The organism is Verrucomicrobiia bacterium (assembly GCA_035495615.1).
GTDB lineage: Bacteria > Omnitrophota > Omnitrophia > Omnitrophales > Aquincolibacteriaceae > DATJFP01.
The window spans coordinates 30572-48628 of sequence record DATJFP010000005.1 but is presented as its reverse complement, the minus strand read 5'-3'; the positions used below and the strand labels follow the sequence as shown (position 1 = coordinate 48628).

Annotated in this window: 17 protein-coding genes and 1 tRNA gene; 16 read left to right on the top strand and 2 right to left on the bottom strand. The window is 59.4% G+C overall.

The window, feature by feature from the left end:
• Positions 1-12: 12 nt before the first annotated feature.
• Positions 13-2781 (top strand): phosphoenolpyruvate carboxylase, encoded by a 2769-nt coding sequence (ppc, locus tag VL688_00435; GenBank protein HTL46510.1) that lies wholly within the window; start codon positions 13-15, stop codon positions 2779-2781.
• A gap of 159 nt (positions 2782-2940) precedes the next feature.
• Positions 2941-4023, top strand: a complete 1083-nt coding sequence (locus VL688_00430) for an LptF/LptG family permease (GenBank protein HTL46509.1) — start codon at positions 2941-2943, stop codon at positions 4021-4023.
• 45 nt (positions 4024-4068) lie between these two features.
• On the opposite strand, the gene VL688_00425 is transcribed toward VL688_00430, so the two are convergent.
• Positions 4069-5073, bottom strand: a complete 1005-nt coding sequence (locus VL688_00425; GenBank protein HTL46508.1) for an HAD family hydrolase — start codon at positions 5071-5073, stop codon at positions 4069-4071.
• 119 nt (positions 5074-5192) lie between these two features.
• Between VL688_00425 and ilvD the strand changes: the two genes are divergently transcribed.
• Complete coding sequence (gene ilvD, locus VL688_00420) at positions 5193-6860, top strand: dihydroxy-acid dehydratase (protein HTL46507.1); 1668 nt, start codon at positions 5193-5195, stop codon at positions 6858-6860.
• An 18-nt stretch (positions 6861-6878) separates the two neighbouring features.
• Here the strand turns inward: ilvD and VL688_00415 are convergent.
• A tRNA-Met gene (locus tag VL688_00415) sits at positions 6879-6951 on the bottom strand.
• 113 nt (positions 6952-7064) lie between these two features.
• Between VL688_00415 and tilS the strand changes: the two genes are divergently transcribed.
• From tilS to VL688_00350, 13 genes are all read left to right on the top strand, one after another.
• Positions 7065-8075, top strand: a complete 1011-nt coding sequence (tilS, locus tag VL688_00410) for a tRNA lysidine(34) synthetase TilS (GenBank protein ID HTL46506.1) — start codon at positions 7065-7067, stop codon at positions 8073-8075.
• An 83-nt stretch (positions 8076-8158) separates the two neighbouring features.
• Positions 8159-10105, top strand: coding sequence for an ATP-dependent zinc metalloprotease FtsH (gene ftsH / locus VL688_00405; protein HTL46505.1), 1947 nt, complete (start codon positions 8159-8161; stop codon positions 10103-10105).
• A gap of 9 nt (positions 10106-10114) precedes the next feature.
• Complete coding sequence (gene folP / locus VL688_00400; GenBank protein HTL46504.1) at positions 10115-10963, top strand: dihydropteroate synthase; 849 nt, start codon at positions 10115-10117, stop codon at positions 10961-10963.
• Positions 10950-11699, top strand: a complete 750-nt coding sequence (locus tag VL688_00395; protein ID HTL46503.1) for a YebC/PmpR family DNA-binding transcriptional regulator — start codon at positions 10950-10952, stop codon at positions 11697-11699. Before folP ends, VL688_00395 begins: the two co-directional genes overlap by 14 nt.
• Positions 11696-12256, top strand: a complete 561-nt coding sequence (gene ruvC / locus VL688_00390) for a crossover junction endodeoxyribonuclease RuvC (protein ID HTL46502.1) — start codon at positions 11696-11698, stop codon at positions 12254-12256. Before VL688_00395 ends, ruvC begins: the two co-directional genes overlap by 4 nt.
• A gap of 1 nt (position 12257) precedes the next feature.
• Entirely contained in the window at positions 12258-12860 is a 603-nt protein-coding gene (ruvA, locus tag VL688_00385; protein HTL46501.1) for a Holliday junction branch migration protein RuvA, read from the top strand.
• A 49-nt stretch (positions 12861-12909) separates the two neighbouring features.
• The gene (locus tag VL688_00380) at positions 12910-13377 is read left to right on the top strand and encodes a PilZ domain-containing protein (protein HTL46500.1); all 468 of its coding nucleotides are present in this window, start codon (positions 12910-12912) and stop codon (positions 13375-13377) included.
• Positions 13374-14390, top strand: coding sequence for a Holliday junction branch migration DNA helicase RuvB (gene ruvB / locus VL688_00375; GenBank protein HTL46499.1), 1017 nt, complete (start codon positions 13374-13376; stop codon positions 14388-14390). The genes VL688_00380 and ruvB overlap by 4 nt, the downstream gene beginning before the upstream one ends.
• A 90-nt stretch (positions 14391-14480) precedes the next feature.
• Positions 14481-14693 (top strand): DUF2905 domain-containing protein, encoded by a 213-nt coding sequence (locus VL688_00370; GenBank protein ID HTL46498.1) that lies wholly within the window; start codon positions 14481-14483, stop codon positions 14691-14693.
• Between the two features lie 3 nt (positions 14694-14696).
• The gene (gene cdaA / locus VL688_00365; protein ID HTL46497.1) at positions 14697-15515 is read left to right on the top strand and encodes a diadenylate cyclase CdaA; all 819 of its coding nucleotides are present in this window, start codon (positions 14697-14699) and stop codon (positions 15513-15515) included.
• Complete coding sequence (locus tag VL688_00360; protein HTL46496.1) at positions 15512-16444, top strand: CdaR family protein; 933 nt, start codon at positions 15512-15514, stop codon at positions 16442-16444. The genes cdaA and VL688_00360 overlap by 4 nt, the downstream gene beginning before the upstream one ends.
• Position 16445: 1 nt before the next feature.
• Complete coding sequence (locus tag VL688_00355; protein HTL46495.1) at positions 16446-17174, top strand: pyridoxine 5'-phosphate synthase; 729 nt, start codon at positions 16446-16448, stop codon at positions 17172-17174.
• On the top strand, positions 17174-18049 hold the full coding sequence (locus VL688_00350; protein ID HTL46494.1) for an NAD(P)H-hydrate dehydratase: 876 nt from the start codon (positions 17174-17176) through the stop codon (positions 18047-18049). Before VL688_00355 ends, VL688_00350 begins: the two co-directional genes overlap by 1 nt.
• Positions 18050-18057 lie beyond the last annotated feature (8 nt).

Below are 18057 nucleotides of genomic sequence, written 5' to 3'. Positions count from 1 at the left end.
CCAAGATCTCTTATGGACAAAGCCCACATTCTGGAAAAACTCGCGCCGCTCAGGGACGACGTGCGCCGGCTCGGAAAATGCCTGGGCCAAGTCCTGATCAACCAGGAGGGAAAGAAGTTCTACAACCTCGTGGAATGGATCCGCAAGACGTCGATTCAGCTTCGGCGCCATCCCAACGCGAAGCTCGAGGCGCGCCTGATCAAAAAACTGAAATCGCTCGATCTCTACGAGCTCACGCAGGTGATCCGCGCGTTCACCGTGTATTTCCAGATCGTGAACCTGGCCGAAGACAAGCACCGCATCCGCCGCAAGCGCGCTTACGAGACCGCGGGGAAGATGCAGCCGGGCTCGGTCGAGGACATCGTCGAGCGCATCAAAAAACAGAAGATCCCTTTCCGCGAGCTCAAGAAGATCCTGCCGCAGCTTTCCATCGAACTCGTCCTGACCGCGCATCCGACCGAGGCGCAGAGGCGCTCGATCCTGGAAAAGATTACGGCCATGGACCGGCTGCTCTACGACCGCGAATACAAAATCCTGACGCCGCGCGAGATCAAGGAAATCGACGACGAGATCCTTCGCACCATGATGCTGATCTGGCAGACGGACGAATTGCGCCACCGCAAGCAGACGGTGCTCGACGAAGTGGACAACGGCCTTTTTTACCTCGACAAGGTTCTTTTCAAGGTGCTGCCCGCGGCGCTCCAGCGCTTTTACGAGCAGCTCGGCCAGATCTACGGCCGCGACGTCGGCTTCCATCCCAGCCTCAGATTCGGCTCCTGGATCGGCGGTGACCGCGACGCGAACCCGAACGTCACGCATGACGTCACGCGCGAAGCCGTGCGCCGCCAGAAAGACATCGTGCTCCGCAAATACATCAAGGCCGCAGGCCGGCTCATGGAAGAATTCAGCCAGTCCGTGCACCTGGCCGGGGCGTCGTCTGAACTTCTCGAATCGATCGAGGCCGACAGCCGCAAGCTCCCGCTTTTTGCCAAGGCCTGGCTGGAAAAAAGCCAGAACGAGCCTTACCGCAAGAAGTGGTCGTTCATCCAGCGCAAGCTCATCAACACGCTCCGTATCAACGCCTCGAAGGCCGAACGCCGGACCGCGCCGGACGAAACCATCGAGGCCTTTTACGAAAAGCCCGCGGATTTCAGGGCGGACGTCCAGATCATCCTGAAATCGCTTCACGCGAACAACTCCGATTACTTCCTGCCCCATGTGAAAAGGCTGACGGCCGCGCTCGACGTTTTTGGATTTTCGTTCGTGAAACTGGACATCCGCGACAACCGCGAAAGCCTCGAGTCTGCGGTTTCCGAGATCCTGCACAAGACCGGGCTGCTCAAGGCGCCGTGGAACACGCTGCCCGAAGAAGGGAAGACCGCGCTGCTGCGCAAGCTCATCCGCAAGGCCCCGCACGGCGCCGTGGAAAAGGCCTCGCTTTCCGAGAAGACGCGCGAGATGCTGGCCACGTTCGAGACGATCCGCGATATCCGCGCGGACGTCGACCCCCATGCCATCGAAGATTACATCCTGAGCATGACCCAGTCCTCGAGCGACGTGCTGGCGGCGCTTTGGCTCGCGCAGGAAACCAAGGCGCAGGGCCTCATGATGGTCCCGCTTTTCGAAACGATCGAAGACCTCAAGAACTGCAAATGGATTATGGCCTCGCTTTATACCGATCCGGTTTACCGCAGGCATCTGAAAAAACTCGGCCTGCGCCAGGAAGTCATGCTCGGCTATTCGGATTCGAATAAAGACGGCGGCTTTCTTACCTCGAACTGGTCGCTTTACTGCGCGCAGAAAGACCTGACCGAGGTTTCGAGGGCGCACGGGATCAAGCTGAAGATTTTTCACGGCCGCGGCGGCGCGATTGGAAGAGGGGGAGGGCCTGTCAACAAGGCCATTCTGGCGCAGCCGCGCGACACGGTCGACGGGCAGATCAAGATCACCGAACAGGGCGAAGTCATTTCCTCGAAGTATTCGAACAAGATCATGGCGGAACGCAACATGGAGCTTGTCCTTTCCGCGGTGCTGCACGCGACGCTGATCGAGCCGTCGCCGTCGCCCAAGCACGGGGAATGGGAGGCCGTGATGCAGGAGCTTTCCGACATCGCGTATCACGCTTACCGCAATCTCGTCTACGAGACCGAAGGGTTCCGCGATTATTTCGCGCAAACGACGCCGATCGGCATCGTGTCGCGGCTGAACATCGGCTCGCGCCCGGCCAAGCGCGGGCAATCGGACCGCATCGAGGACCTGCGCGCCATTCCCTGGGTTTTCAGCTGGACGCAGTCGCGCCAGACGCTGCCGGGATGGTACGGCTTCGGCTCGGCTTTCAACGCGTTCGTCAATGCGAAGCCGCACGCGCTGGCGCGCCTGAAAGAAATGTACGAAGAATGGCCTTTTTTCCGCGTGGTCGTGGACCTTCTGGAAATGAGCACGCAAAAGGCCGATATGCGCATTGCCCGCCATTACGCGGCGCTGGCCGAAGACCAGGTTTTGGGGCAGGGCTTTTTCAACCAGATCGTGCGCGAATTCGAGGCGACGACCAAGGCGATTCTCTCCATCACCGGAGAAAAGGAAGTCCTGGACACGAGCGGCGTGCTCCAGCATTCGATCCGCCTGAGAAATCCTTACGTGGACCCGCTCAGCTACGCGCAGGTTATCCTTATGGAACGGCTGCGGGAAAAATCCGCCCCGCCGCGCGAGCAGGAAGAGCTTGAGCGCGCGCTCTTCCTGTCCATCAACGGCATTGCCCAGGGCCTGCGCAATACGGGGTAAGCCCAACGGCCGCATGGACGGGGACAGGTCTTTAGACCTGTCCCCATGGTCTGAATGCGTAAAGCCTGTTGCGAGCATGCGAGCGCTTGCGCGCAAAATGCTTAACGGACTAGCGCGTAATTATTGACGCCTACGCAAATCTCTGGAAAGATACACGCGATGAAGATCATCCAAAAGTACATTCTGCGGGAACTCTGGCTGCCTTTTCTGGTTTGCCTGCTCACGCTGAATTTCATTTTCATGGCCGGTTACCTCGTCCGCGCAGCGAATTTCATCATCGGCCGCGGCGTGCCTCTCACCGAGACGCTCTACGTCCTCGCGCTCGCCATGCCCGATATGCTCGGCTACACCGCGCCCATGAGCCTGCTCACCGCGGTCATGATCGTGTTCGGCAACCTTTCCCAGGGCAACGAAATCCGCGCGTTCAAGGCGTCAGGCATCCATCCTTACCAGGTCATGCTGCCCGCCTTTCTCGCGGGGCTCATGCTCAGCTTTTTCATGTTCGTCTTCAACGACCAGGTCAGCACCGAGGCCGGCTTTCAGCTGCGGCGCACCACCAAGCAGCTTCTGATCGCGCATCCCAAGGCGCTGATCGAGCCCGGCCGTTTCGTGAAGCTGAACGACCAGGTCACTTTTTTTGCCAAGGAGATGAAGGACGACAAGATGAAGGACATCGTGGCTTACGAAGTCGGGCCCACGGAAGAGCCCGTGCGTACCATCATCGCCGAGAGCGGCGAAATCCTGTCGCTTCCGGAGCAGTCGGCCATGCAGGTCCGTCTTTATAACGGCAGCATCTCGGACGCGAAGTCCGAAGGCGTGCAGTCCATTCAGTTCGAAACATACGAATTTCCAAGCTTCGGGCAGGAAGATATCCGGAAGATGAAAAAGAAGATCTACGACCACAATCTCGCGGACCTGTGGGTGCAGTACCAGCGGAACGAAATCTCGCCGGGCGACACGACGCGCTTCTGGACGGCCTTTCACAACAGGATCGCGTTTTCCTTCGGCAGCCTGATCTTCGTGATTTTAGGCGTGCCCATCGCGATCCTGGTGCGCCGCGGAGAAGTCGTGGTGAGTTTTGCGATTTCCATGGCGGCCGCCTGCATTTATTACATCCTGTTTGTGGGCGCCAAGAGCCTCGCTATCCGCGGCGTGCTTCCCGCCTATGCCGCGCTTTGGCTTCCCAACATCGGACTCACGATCGTGGGATTTAAACTCATCAAGAAGTCCATCAACGCCTGACCGCAAACCTGGGGACATGCCTTTAGGCGTGTCCCCGTGCTCGGGCTAAACGATTTTGAGGATGTCGGCGGGTTCTTTGAAGATGAAATCCGGGGCGGCTTTTTTGATTTCGTCGAGCGTTTCCTTGCAGTCGTCGGCAATCGCCAGAAAGGCCGCGGACGCCATGTCCCGCGAGGCCTTGGCCTGATTGGCCGCGTAGATGTCGTCGGGCAAATCGCCCACGTAGAGAGTCTTTCCTTCCGCGCCCAGCCGGGACGCGGTTTCAAGCAGGGAATAAGGATGCGGCTTGCGAAGGGATTTGCGCTGCACTTTTTCCTCTTTCTTCACTTCGTCGATCGTCGTCATCGCGTCGAAGTAATCCAGGATCCCGAAGTGTTTCAGCGAATAAAGCGCTTCGAAGCGAGGCCGGCCCGTCGCGATGCCCAGCTTGATGCCCTTGGCCTTGAGTTTTTCCAGCACCGGCGCCTTGATGATGAGCTTCTCGTTGCGAATCAGCCCTTTCTTCGTCCAGTAAGCCATGTGTTTTTTCTCGAGCTTCGGGAAAAGTTCCTTGCCGAGATAGATCTCCTGGAAAATGCGCGAGATTTTTTCGATCGTGACGAACGACGGCCGCCCGAGCATCTTCACGATGCCGTCCACGCGCAGGGGGCGATGCGCCACGCGCGCGGAAAACTGCTTGAGATGGAGCGCTTTCTTGAGATCGAGGATCGTTCGCGGGGAAACGGAAAGGCTCAGGATGTAGACCAGAAGGCCGTAGCAGCAGTCCCAGTCGTCATTGAAACCGCCGAGCAGCTTGAACTGGTGGACATCGGCGAGTGATAAAAGCGCCGGGCGCATCTTTTTGGGCGCGGGCGTGAAAAGCGGGATGCGCCCATGGGTCAGGAAGATCTCGACCGTCCAGCGGATCGTGTCCAGGTAAGAGGACCGCGTGTCGATGAGCACGTTGTCGATGTCGAAAATAACGGCTCCAAAAGAGTTTTTCGAGGCGCGCGAAGACGGGGACTTGACTGATTTTATCTTATTCTGGGACGCGGGCTTGGCGGTTTTCATGGAAAACTAGTGTAGCGGCCTTTAAATGCGCTGTAAAGAATAAAGCAGGCTTCACGGTCCCGCCAAGATCGGGTATAATCCCTTTCTTTCGCAATCCTATTCCAACTTCCGAGGGGCTCATGAAACTGAATAAACGCAGCGCCGTCATCACCGAAGGTCCGTCCCGCGCTCCGGCCCGCGCCATGCTCAAGGCCATGGGGCTCACCGATGAAGACATTGCCAAGCCCATGATCGGCATCGCCAACACCTGGATCGAGACCATGCCGTGCAATTTTCACCTGCGCCGGCTTTCCGAAAAAGTGAAAGAAGGCGTGCGCCTCGCGGGCGGTACTCCGATCGAATACAACACCATCGCGATTTCCGACGGCATCACCATGGGCACGGAAGGCATGAAGACCTCGCTGATCAGCCGCGAGATCGTGGCGGACTCGATCGAACTTGTAGCGCGCGGCCATTATTTCGACGCGGTCGTGGCGATCTCGGGCTGCGACAAGACGATTCCCGGAACGGTCATGGCGCTCGCGCGTCTGGACATTCCTTCGCTCATGATTTACGGCGGCTCCATCGCTCCCGGCCATTACGAAAAGAAGGACGTGACCATCCAGGACGTTTTCGAAGCGGTCGGCAAACATGCGGCCGGCCACATGACGCAGACGCAGCTCTGCCAGCTCGAAGACGTGGCGTGCCCGAACGCGGGCGCCTGCGGCGGACAATTCACGGCCAACACCATGGCCTCGGCGTTCGCCATCCTCGGCATTTCGCCGGTGTGGATGAACGAGATCCCGGCCATGGATCCGAAAAAAGACGAAGCCTGCGTCGAGACGGGCAGGCTTGTGATGGAGGTTTTGAAAAAAGACCTGAAGCCGTCGCAGATCATCACGAAAAAATCCATCGAGAACGCGATCGCGGCGGTGGCCATGACCGGCGGTTCCACGAACGCGGTGCTTCATCTTCTTGCGCTCGCGCACGAGATGGGAATGAAGCTTGCGATCGAAGACTTCGACCGCATCAGCTCCAAAACGCCGCTGTGCGGCGACCTGAAGCCGGGCGGCCGTTTCGTGGCCAGCGATCTTTACGAAGCGGGCGGCTACCGGCTTCTTGCCAAGCGCCTGCTCGATGCGAAGCTTCTTCACAAGGATTGCCTCACTGTCACCGGCCGCACGATCGGCGAAGAAGCGCTGGACGCGATGGAGATCAAGGGCCAGGAAGTGCTGCGTCCGCTTTCCAATCCGCTGAAACCGACAGGCGGCCTCGTGATCTTGAAAGGGAATCTCGCGCCGGAAGGCTGCGTGCTGAAAGTCGCGGGCGAAGACCGCCAGACCTTCGAAGGCCCGGCGAAAGTTTTCAACTGCGAGGAAGACGCTTTCGAAGCCGTGAAGGCGCGGAAGATCAAAGAGGGCGATGTCGTCGTCATCCGTTACGAAGGCCCGAAAGGCGGCCCCGGCATGCGCGAGATGCTCGCGGTGACGGCCGCGCTGGTCGGCGAAGGCCTCGGAAAATCCGTGGGGCTTTTGACGGACGGCCGTTTTTCCGGCGCGACCAAGGGACTCATGGTCGGCCATGTGGCGCCCGAAGCCGCGGCCGGCGGCCCGATCGCCGCGATCAAAAACGGTGACCGCATCCGTTTCGACATTCCGAACCGGCGCCTGGACGTTTTGATTCCGCAGAAGGAAATCAAGGCGCGCCTGAAAAAATGGAAAGCCCCGAAGCCGCGCTACACCGGCGGCGTCATGGCCAAATACGCGCGCTCGGTTTCCTCTTCTTCCAAGGGAGCGGTTACGTTCTGATGGCAGGATAAAAAAGGCTGGCGGAGGGCGGGATCGAACCGCCGACACGAGGCTTATGAGTCCTCTGCTCTACCAACTGAGCTACCCCGCCATGAAAGATGAGTCAGGAACTGCGTGAAGGGCCAGCATCTTAGCATGTCCTGCCCGGAGTGGCAAGTGGGCCCGTCCATCCTCCGCTGATTCCTTTTTAAAAGTCATCCGCCTATGAAAAAACTCCAGACCGACTTTCAGATTCGATTCCAGCAGCATCTAAAGCTCCGAAAACTTATTCTGCCCGGCGAAAAGGTCTACATCGCCTGCTCCGGAGGCCCGGACTCTACGGCGCTTTTCCATTTGCTCTGCGCCCTGCGTGAGAAAGGGGGGCTGAAGCTGGGGCTTTTGCACGTCAACCACGGCCTGCGCCGCGAGGCGCTCCGTGACGAAAAGTTCGTCCGCGCGCTCGGCCGGAAATACAAGGTCCCCGTCCTCGTCAAGCGCGTGAATGTCAAAGCGCTCGCCCGGCGTGAACGGCTTTCCCTCGAAGAAGCCGCGCGGCAAGCCAGGCATGCTTTTTTCCGCGAGGCCGGGCGCCGGGGCGTTTCCAAAATCGCGCTCGCGCACACGCGGGACGACCAGGCCGAGACGGTTTTGATGCGGCTGATTCAAGGTACCGGACTCCGCGGCCTGGCCGGCGTGCGCGAATCCATGGACCTCGGCAAAGTCCGGCTCGTGCGGCCGCTGCTTGATTTCTCAAAGCCGGAAATCCTCGGTTACCTGAAGGAAAACAAATTCGCGTATGTCCGCGACAAAACCAACCGCTCGACGAAATTTCTGCGCAACAAAATCCGGCACAAGCTTCTTCCGTTTCTCGAAAAAGAATTTCATCCCGGCATCCGCGCCGTGCTGGCGCGCGTGCCGCGCACGCTGGAAAGGGAGCAGGAGATCCTGAGCCGTCTGGAAGAAAAGGCCTACGGGAAAATCGTGGCCCAGGTCCGGGGCGCAAAGGCTCATCTTCGCCGCGTGCCTTTTCTCGGCCTGCCCGAGGCCCTGCAGTTCCGCGTCCTGGACCGTGTTCTCAAACAGCTTGATGGACGCAGCGGCCTGAGTTTTGAGAACTGGGAAGGCTTGAAGCCGCATCTGGAACGGCCCTCTTACCGCCACTCCCTCCAAAAGGACATTGATTTTGCCCTAACCCCCCGGCACATCACGCTTTTTAAGAAAAATCCCCGCTCGTAAAGGGGTTTGCCATCCCCTAAAGCCCGTGATATGATAAACGACTTTTGGTAGGCCTAAAGAAGTTAAAGGGGTAACCATCGATCATGGCTGAATTTAAGAAAATTCCGGAGAATCCCAGACCCGGCGACCTCACCCCCAAAAAGGGCAAGGATCCGGAAAGGAAGCGTCTGGCCGCGCTTTTTTTCATCCCGCTTGTCTTTTTCCTCGTGCTGCAGCTCTTTGTCCAGAACATGGACGTCCAGCAAATGTCCTATTCCGAATTCTTCAGCATGCTCCGCCAGAATCCGCAGAGCGGCGAGATCGTGTCCGCGGAAATGATCGAAGGCATCGTGCGCGGCAAGCTGAAAAACGGCAGCTTTTTTCAGGTGCACATTCCCGCCAACGATCCTGAGCTCATCCCCATGCTGCGTGCCAACGTGCCGAGCTTCGTAGTCAATCCGCCGCAGGTCTTCTGGAGAAACCTCGTTTATTCCGTGGCGCCGGTCATTCTGCTGATCGGATTCTTCTGGTTCTTCGTCTACCGGGGCGTGCAGCAGGGAGGGGGGCGGCTTTTTTCATTCGGGAAGTCACGCGCAAAATTATCCAACGCCGAAAAGGCGCGCATCACCTTTGCGGACGTGGCAGGCGTGGAGGAGGCCAAAGAAGAGCTCAGTGAAATTATCGAATTCCTGAAAGACCCCCAGCGATTCCAACGGCTCGGCGGGCGCATTCCCAAAGGCGTGCTGCTTATGGGGCCTCCGGGAACCGGCAAGACGCTGCTCGCGAAAGCCGTCGCAGGCGAGGCTGAAGTTCCGTTTTACTCCATCAGCGGTTCGGACTTCGTGGAAATGTTCGTGGGTGTGGGCGCGGCGCGCGTGCGCGATCTTTTCGAACAGGGCAAGCAGGCCGCCAAGAAAAGCGGGCGCGGCGCGATCATCTTCATCGACGAAATAGACGCGGTGGGCCGCCAGCGTTTCGCGGGCATCGGCGGCGGACACGACGAACGCGAGCAGACGCTGAACGCGCTGCTCGTGGAAATGGACGGTTTTGACACGCACAGCGGCGTCATCATCCTGGCTTCGACCAACCGTCCCGACGTGCTGGATCCCGCGCTGCTCAGGCCCGGCCGCTTCGACCGCCAGGTTGTGATCGAAAGGCCGGATATCAAAGGCCGAGAGGAAATTTTGAAAGTCCACGTGCGCAATGTCAAGCTGGACACGAACGCGAATTTGGGCGTGCTGGCGCGCCAGACCGCGGGTTTTTCCGGCGCCGATCTCGCGAACCTCGTCAATGAGGCGGCGCTTCTTGCCGCGCGGCGCAAAAAAGATGCCGTGGGCCAGATGGAACTCGAAGAATCGATCGAGCGCGTGATGGTGGGGCCGGAAAGAAAAAGCCGCGTGATTTCCAAGCGCGAAAAGGAAGTGAAGGCCGTGCACGAATCCGGGCACGCGCTGGTGGCGCTCATGCTGCCGAATTCCGATCCCGTGCACAAGATCTCGATCATTCCCCGCGGCTACGGCGTGGGCGGCTACACGCTGCAGATGCCGCTGGAAGACCGGAGCCTGATCACGAAAAGCGAATTGCGCCATCGCATCACGGTGCTCCTCGGCGGCCGCGTCGCCGAAGAAATTTATTTCAGCGAAATCACCTCCGGCGCGCAGGATGACCTGCAAAAGGCCACGCAGTTCGCGCACATGATGGTCTGCGAACTCGGCATGAGCAAAAAAATGGGGAACCTCACGTTCGGCAAGCGCGACCATCAGGTGTTCCTCGGCCGCGATCTGATGCACGAGCGCGACTATTCCGAGCAGACGGCGATCATGATCGACGAGGAAGTCCGGCGCATTGTCGACGAAGCCTACAAGGAAGCGCACACGATCCTGACCACGAATCGCGACAAGCTGAACAATCTGTCGCTTCGCCTTTTGGAAAAAGAAGTCCTTGAAGAGGAAGAGATCCGGCAGATCGCGGGACTCAACGGCAAGGCCGGCGCGTCCGAGGACCGGCCGCTTCCGAATCCCGTGGTGCCTCCGGTCGATCCGTTTCATTAAACCTTTATCGTGAACTGGCACATCCGCAAACGATTCATTTCCCTGGAGCGTACCCGGCTCATGGGGGTGCTGAACCTGACGCCTGATTCGTTTTCCGACGGCGGCCGGTATCTCTCTCCCGCCGCAGCCGCCGAAAAGGCGCGCACGCTGATTCACGAAGGCGCGGATATCCTCGATCTCGGCGCCGAATCCACCCGGCCCGGGGCTGAAACCGTTACGGAAATGGAAGAGTTAGCCAGGGTCCTGCCCGTTCTGGAAGAAATCCGGAAGTTTACGAACATTCCCGTTTCCGTGGACACGACAAAGCCCGAAGTGGCGCGCCAGTGTTTGGCCCTCGGCGCCGATATTATCAATGACGTCAGCGGGCTGCGGGATTCAGGCGCGGCCATGGCCGATCTCGTCCGGGAAACCGGAGCGGGGCTTGTGCTGATGCACCGGCGGGGGAATCCGCAGACCATGCAGTCTCTCGCGGCCTACGGTGACGTGGTGAAAGAAGTCATGGCCGAGCTTGAAGAGGACATTGCCTTCGCTCTGGACCGCGGAATTTCCCGGGATCAGCTCGTCATCGACCCGGGCCTTGGTTTTGCCAAGACCACCGAGCAGAACCTCGAAATTTTGCAATCGTTGGAACGTTTTCAGGAACTCCGCCTTCCGGTCCTCGCGGGGCCTTCGCGGAAATCCTTCATCGGCAAGATCACGGGCCGTGAAGTCATGGAAAGGGAATTTGGAACCGCCGCCGTCTGCGCCGTGGCCGTCATCAAAGGCGTCCAGGTCCTCCGCGTTCACGACGCGGGCAAGATGGGCGATGTCGTCAAAATCGTGGAAGCCATACAAGGAGTGAAACATGTCAGGACATAATAAGTGGGCAAGTATTAAACACAAAAAAGCCGCCGCGGATTCCAAGCGCGGCAAGCTTTTCACGAAGATCATCAAGGAAATCACCGTGGCCGCGAAGACCGGCGGCGGCGACCCCACGAGCAATCCGCGCCTGCGCACCGCCATTCAGGCCGCTAAAGACGGCAACATGCCCGCCGACAACATCGACCGCGCCATCAAAAAAGGCACCGGCGAACTGGAAGGCGTCACCTACGAAGAAATCGTTTACGAAGGTTACGGCCCGCAGGGCGTGGCCATGCTCGTCCACTGCCTGACCGACAACAAGAACCGTACGGCCGCCGAGATCCGCAGCATTTTCACCAAGGGCAACGGCTCCATGGCCGGCGCCGGTTCGGTCGCGTGGATTTTCGAGAAAAAAGGCCTCATCGTCGTTCCCGCGAAAAATGCGACCGAAGACCAGCTCATGGAAGTCGCGCTCGGCGCGGGCGCCGAAGACATGGCGCAGGCCGGCGAAAATTTCAACATCACGACCTCACCCCACGATTTCGAAAACGTGAAGCAGGCGCTGGAAAAAGCGAAGATCGCCGCCGAATCCGCGCAGGTCACGATGATTCCCAAAAACGAAACGCCGGTTTCGGCCGACAGCGCGCGCGCGGTCATCGGACTGATGGAATCGCTCGAAGACCACGACGACGTGCAGAATGTCTACATGAACGCCGACATCCCGGACGAAGTCATGAAGGAGATCGCAGGGTGAGAATCCTCGGAATCGACCCCGGAACCTGGAATACGGGTGTAGGGATCATCGATTCCGAAGGCAATCGCGCGAAACTCCTGCATTTCCAGGTCATTTCCTTTCCCAAAGGCTCGGAACTCTCAACGCGCCTGCTCGGCATTTACACCGGTCTCTGCGGCATCATCCGTGACTACGCACCGGAAGTCATGGCCCTCGAAAACATTTTTTACTGCAAAGACCTGCGCGCCATGATCCGTATCGGCGAGGCGCGCGCCTGCGCCATGCTGGCCGCTTCCGAAAAAAATGTGCCGGTGGTAGAATACCCTCCGGCCCGCATCAAACAGGCCACGACCGGCAGCGGAAAGGCCACGAAGGAGCAGGTGCAGCACATGATCCAGAGGCTGCTCAGCATGAAAGAACTTCCCCCGCCCGACGGCGCCGACGCGCTGGCCGTGGCCCTTTGCCATATGCATTCCCGGAAATCGGTCAAAGAAAAATTGCTCGAAGGCCTTTCCGAAAACGGGCGCAAGGCCGTTAATAAGAAAAATGCGGCGCTTCTGGCGCTGGTAAGGCGTTAGCATGTACCAATACCTGCAGGGAACCCTGGTGGAGAAGTCGCCTGTCGCCGCGGTGATCGACGTGAACGGCGTGGGCTATCTCGTGCAGGTGCCGGTCTCGACTTATTCCGGCCTTCCCGCGCTGGGCGCGCAGGTGCGGCTGCTGGCGCATTTGGTGATCCGCGAAGACGCGCACCAGATTTACGGCTTTCTTACCGAAGACGAGCGGGAACTTTTCCGCATGCTGATCGCGGTGAGCGGCATCGGCCCCAAGTCGGCCATGACGGTCCTCTCGGGCATTCCGATCGATGAATTGAAGCAGGCGATTGCCTCCGGCGACTTGAACGTCCTCACCGCGATTCCGGGCATCGGAAAAAAGACGGCCGAACGCCTCATCGTGGAATTGAAGGAAAAACTGGTCGCGGCCAAGGTGCTGGGAAAATCCCCGGTTACGGCGGGGCGGCCGGGACAGGGTCAGATCATCGAAGATTCCCTGCAGGCGCTCGTGTCGCTGGGTTACCGCAAGAGCGACGCGAAAAACGCGGTGGAAAAAACTTTGAAGGAAAGACCGGGCGCGGATTTCTCGGTGGAAGACCTGATCCGCATGTCGCTTAAAAATATCTAGGTTCTCTTAACGGAACCTCGTTCCGCGGCGCGGGACAAAGGAGAAGGCCATGAACCTCATGTCGAAATTCAAGGATCTCTTCGCTCCCAAATACCGGGCTTCCAATTCGCGGCGTGCCATCCGGATGAAGGCCTCTTATCTCGCCCGCTACATGGTCATTCACGGCGGGGTCGAATCCGAGATCAGGACCGCGAATACCAAAGACATCAGCGCGACCGGCGTGCGCCTCATCGTCTCCGAGCGCATTGCCCCGGGAGAGATGGTTCGACTTCAGCTGCTTCTGCCGCCGATCGAGAAAACGATTGCCGCTTTCGGCCGCATCACCCGGGTCGAAGACGCGCCGCACGGCCTTTCTTACATGTCGGTGTCTTTCGTCGAAATCAACGAAGTCGACCAGGTCATTCTCGACACATTCCTGCGCGAGCGCTTCAAGAGCCGCGAGTCGCAGGATCTTTTCGATCATGAAGAGACCGTGACACGGAAAGTGGAGCGCGCCGCCGTGGAGAAAAAGGCATGACCGACCGCATGCTCAGCCAGGACGCGAGACCTGAAGACGCCGAGGCGGACCTCACGCTCCGGCCTTCGAGCTTTGACGCGTTCGTAGGCCAGGAGAAAATGAAGACGAACCTGAAAGTCTTCGTCGAAGCCGCGAAGCTGCGCAAGGAACCGCTCGACCACCTGCTTCTTTTCGGCCCGCCGGGACTGGGAAAGACGACGCTCGCCAACATCGTGGCGAAAGAAATGGGCGCAAACATCCACACGACTTCCGGGCCCGTCCTCGAACGGCCGGGCGATCTCGCGGGCGTGCTGACCAATCTGGAAGAAGGCGACGTGCTCTTCATCGACGAGATCCACCGCATCTCGCACGTCGTGGAAGAATATATTTATCCGGCCATGGAAGATTATTGCATCGATATCATGATCGACAAAGGCCCGAACGCGCGCTCGGTGAAAATCAATATCCCGCCGTTTACGCTGATCGGGGCCACGACGCGCAGCGGCCTTCTCACCGCGCCCATGCGCGCGCGCTTTGGCATCGTGGAGCGGCTCAATTATTACGAGAACGATGACCTCGGCAAAATCATCAAGCGGTCCAGCCAGATCCTCAAGATCGAGATCGACCCGCAGGGGACCGGCGAAATCGCCCGGCGTTCGCGCGGCACGCCGCGCATCGCGAACCGCCTGCTCCGCCGCGTGCGCGATTTCGCGCAGGTGAAGGCCGACGGCAAGATCACGGCGCCGGTCGCGGACAAGGCGCTCGAGATGCTGGACGTCGACTGCGAGGGGCTCGATCCCATGGACAAACGCATCCTGGAATACATCCTGCGCCAATGTGACGGCGGCCCCGTAGGCGTCAACAGCCTGGCTGTCGGAGTCGGGGAATCCGCGGAAACCATCGAGGAAATTTACGAGCCGTACCTTATCCAGCGGGGTTTTTTGAAAAGGACCTCTTCCGGCCGCGTGCTGACCCGCCGCACTTACGACCACTTCAAGGCCAAGCCGCCCGCCCACCAGGCCGAACTTCTCTAGAGCTAAAGCCCGTTGCCCGTCCCGCAGCGGCTATGTTATAGTAAGGGCTCTTAAAACGTCCTAACCGCCCTCAACTGCATGGGATGAAGCATGACCGACCTGGCGAAGACGCTTTTCTTTTTCGGGTTCATTCTGATCGGCGCCGGCCTCCTGCTGACTTTTTTCGGTAAAACGGGCCTCGGACGTTTTCCGGGCGACATTTACATCCGCAAAGGCAGCTTTGTTTTTTATTTTCCGCTCATGACCTGCCTGCTCGCCAGCGCCGCGCTGACGCTGATCTTTTCCTTTTTCGGGAAACGGTGAACGGTGGAAACTCTGATCCTGCTCTGGCGTCCCATCCTGGAAATCCTTTTCATCTGGGCGCTCGTCTACAACATCATCCGTTTTTTTCAGGGCACGCGCGCGCTGCAGGTGCTGACCGGGCTCATGATGCTGGCCGCGGTGTTCAACCTCGCCAAATGGCTCGAGCTGCATACCGTGATCTGGGTGCTCACGAAACTCTTCGCGGTCGGCGTTTTGGCGATCCTCGTCATTTTCCAGCCCGAGCTGCGCCGCATCCTGGCCAGGATCGGCCAAAACACTTTCAGCGGAGCCTTCCTTAAAAAAGGCGGCACCGTGGACGAAGTCGTGCAGGCCTGCGAGCACATGTCGCGCAACCGCGTGGGCGCGCTGTTCGCGATCGAGCGCGATACCGGTCTTAAAAATTACATCGAAAGCGGCATCGTGCTGGATGCGAAGATCAGCGCGGAGCTTCTCATTACGATCTTCATGCCGGTCACGCCCATTCACGACGGCGGCGTCGTGGTCGTCGGCAACCGGATCGCGTCCTGCGGCTGCCTTTTCCCGCTCAGCCAGAACATGAACCTCTCGCGCTCGCTCGGCACGCGGCACCGCGCCGCGATCGGCCTCACGGAAGAGAGTGATGCGGTCTGCGTCATCGTCTCGGAAGAAACCGGCGCCATTTCCGTTTCCGTGCACGGCAAATTGACGCGGGATCTGGACCCCGAAGGCCTGAAGCGTGTGCTGCTCAGCCTGTTCCGCTCCGCGGAAACGCAGTCGAAGAAAAGCCTCGCCGATTTTCTCAAGGCCAACTGGACCCTTTTCAAAGAAAGGAACGCCTCATGATCCGGTGGCTGACGCGCGATTGGGGCGCCAAAGTGATTTCGCTCATCCTGGCCATCGGGCTTTGGTATTACGCGGTGGGGGAAGAGGAAGTCGAAATTAAACGCGCGATTCCGATCGAGATCCAGCTTTCCAATAAGCAGCTCAGCATCCTGAAGGTGTCCACGCCCAAGGTGGAAGTCACGCTCGGCGTGCCGCGCGCCATGCTTTCCAGTTTTACTTCCGAACAGATCAAGGCCTTTCACGAAGTCGGATCGGAAGTGAAGACGTCCGGCGACTACAGCTTCCGGCTCGAGCCGCGCGAAATCAAGCTGCAGTCGCCGTACATCCGCGTCCTGAAAATCGAGCCTGAGGTGGTGCAGGTCACGCTGAACGAAGTCATCATCCAGAAGCTCGAGGTGAAACCCAACTTCCTGGGCGAGCCGGCCTTCGGCTACAAAATCAAGACCGATGAAATCCAGCTCAACCCCAACGCCATTCTTCTCGAAGGCCCGAAAGAACAACTTGAATCGCTGACCGGCATTCCGACCGAACCGATCGATCTTGTCGGGCGCACGCGTTCCTTCCGCAAGACCGTGAAGCTCGACCTGCCCTCCAACGTGAAGGCGCTCAGCGAAGTATTCATCGACGCCTTCATCCCGATCGAGGAAGAATTCGACGAGAAGAAATTCGAGAACGTTCCCGTCCGCGTCCTGAAGCCCGCCGGGGAAGAGCGCACGGTGCAGCTGGAACCGGAGCAGATTTCGTTCGTGCTCAAAGGCTCCAAGCGCCTTTTGGAAAAACTGGAAAGCGGCAAGATGCTGGCCTACGTGGACACGGCCAAGATGGAAAAGGATTCGCAGGAAGTTTCCGCCGAGATCGTGCTTCCCGAAGGCGTGAGCCTGAAGGACGACTCCACCGTCAAGGTCAAAGCCATGCTGAAACGGAAATAACATGAAGCGCAGGAAGCTTTCGCTCGGAGTGAACATCGACCATGTGGCCACGCTGCGCCAGGCGCGCCGCGGCAAGGTGCCGAGTCCCGCGCTCGCGGCCGTGGAAGCGGTGAAGGGCGGCGCGGATCAGATCACGCTGCATTTGCGTGAAGACCGCCGGCACATCCAGGACGGCGACTTGCCGGAAGTGAAACAAAAGGGCCGCGTGCCCGTGAATCTCGAAATGGCGCTCGACCCCGGCATTTTGTCCATTGCCCTGCGGTACCGGCCCGAGAAGGTTTGCATTGTCCCGGAAAAAAGGCGCGAGCTGACCACCGAAGGCGGCCTGGATGCCGTGGCGCACGCGGCGCGTTTGAAGGTTTTCATCCCGAAGCTCCGGGCCCAAAAAATCGCGGTGAGCCTTTTTATCGATCCGCTCGAACCGCAGATCCGCATGGCCGCGAAGCTCGGCGCCAATGCCATCGAAATTCATACCGGGACATATGCGGAAGTCTCCGGGGCGCGCAGGCGCAGGGAAATTAAGCGGATCGCCCAAGCGGCGCGGCTCGCGCATGCGCTGGGGCTCGCCGTTCATGCGGGGCATGGACTGGATTATGAAAATGTCGGGCCCATCGCGCGGATTCCCGAGATCGAGGAATTGAACATCGGCTATTCGATCGTGGCGCGTGCCATGTTCACGGGGATGCGGCAGGCCGTGCGGGAAATGAAAAACGCCATGCGGCGTGCGTGATGAGGAAAGCCGCGCTCGAAAAAGAAATGCGCTCCAAGCTCGGGCGGCGGCCGGAAGCGCACAAAGGTGATTTCGGCCGGATCTTTATTGCCGCGGGCGCGATCGGTTATACCGGGGCCGCGCACTTGGCCGGCATGGGCGCGATGCGCGCGGGCGCCGGACTGGTCACCGTAGGCGTGCCGGAAAAAATTTATGCCGTGGCGGCGCGGCGCGAGGCGGAAGTGATGGTCCGTCCTTTTCCCTCGACACGGCAGGGAAGCCTGGCTTTTCGCGCGGCAAAGCCGGTGCTGAAATTTCTGGAAACCCAGGACGTGCTCGCGATCGGCCCGGGCCTTTCGCAGGTGCCGGAAACGCAGCGTCTGGCAAGAGCCGTGGTGCTCAAGGCCGGGCTTCCGAAGGTGATCGATGCGGACGGGATCAATGCCTTCCGCGGACGGCCGGAACTTTTGAAGGATTTGCCCGGCGCGACCATCGTGACGCCGCATCCCGGAGAATTTGTCCGGCTCTTCGGCGGCAGGACGCCGGGCTTGCCGCGGGAACGGGTGAAGCGCGCTACGGAAGCCGCGGAAAAATACCGCGTGATCGTGGTGTTGAAGGGCCGGGGCACGGTGGTGGCTTCGCCCGCCGGGAAAACGTTCGTCAATTCCACGGGCAATGCGGGCATGGCCTCGGGAGGAACCGGGGACGTGCTGACGGGCATCGTGGCCGCGCTGCTGGGGCGCGGCCTGACGGCCTGGGACGCGGCGCGCTTCGGCGTTTATGCGCATGGATTTGCGGGAGACCTTGCCGCCGCCCAAAAAGGAAGGTCGGGACTCGTGGCGTCCGACCTTCTGGAGTTTCTGCCCGCGGCTTTGAAGAAGATCCTGCGTTTCTAAAAAAGAGG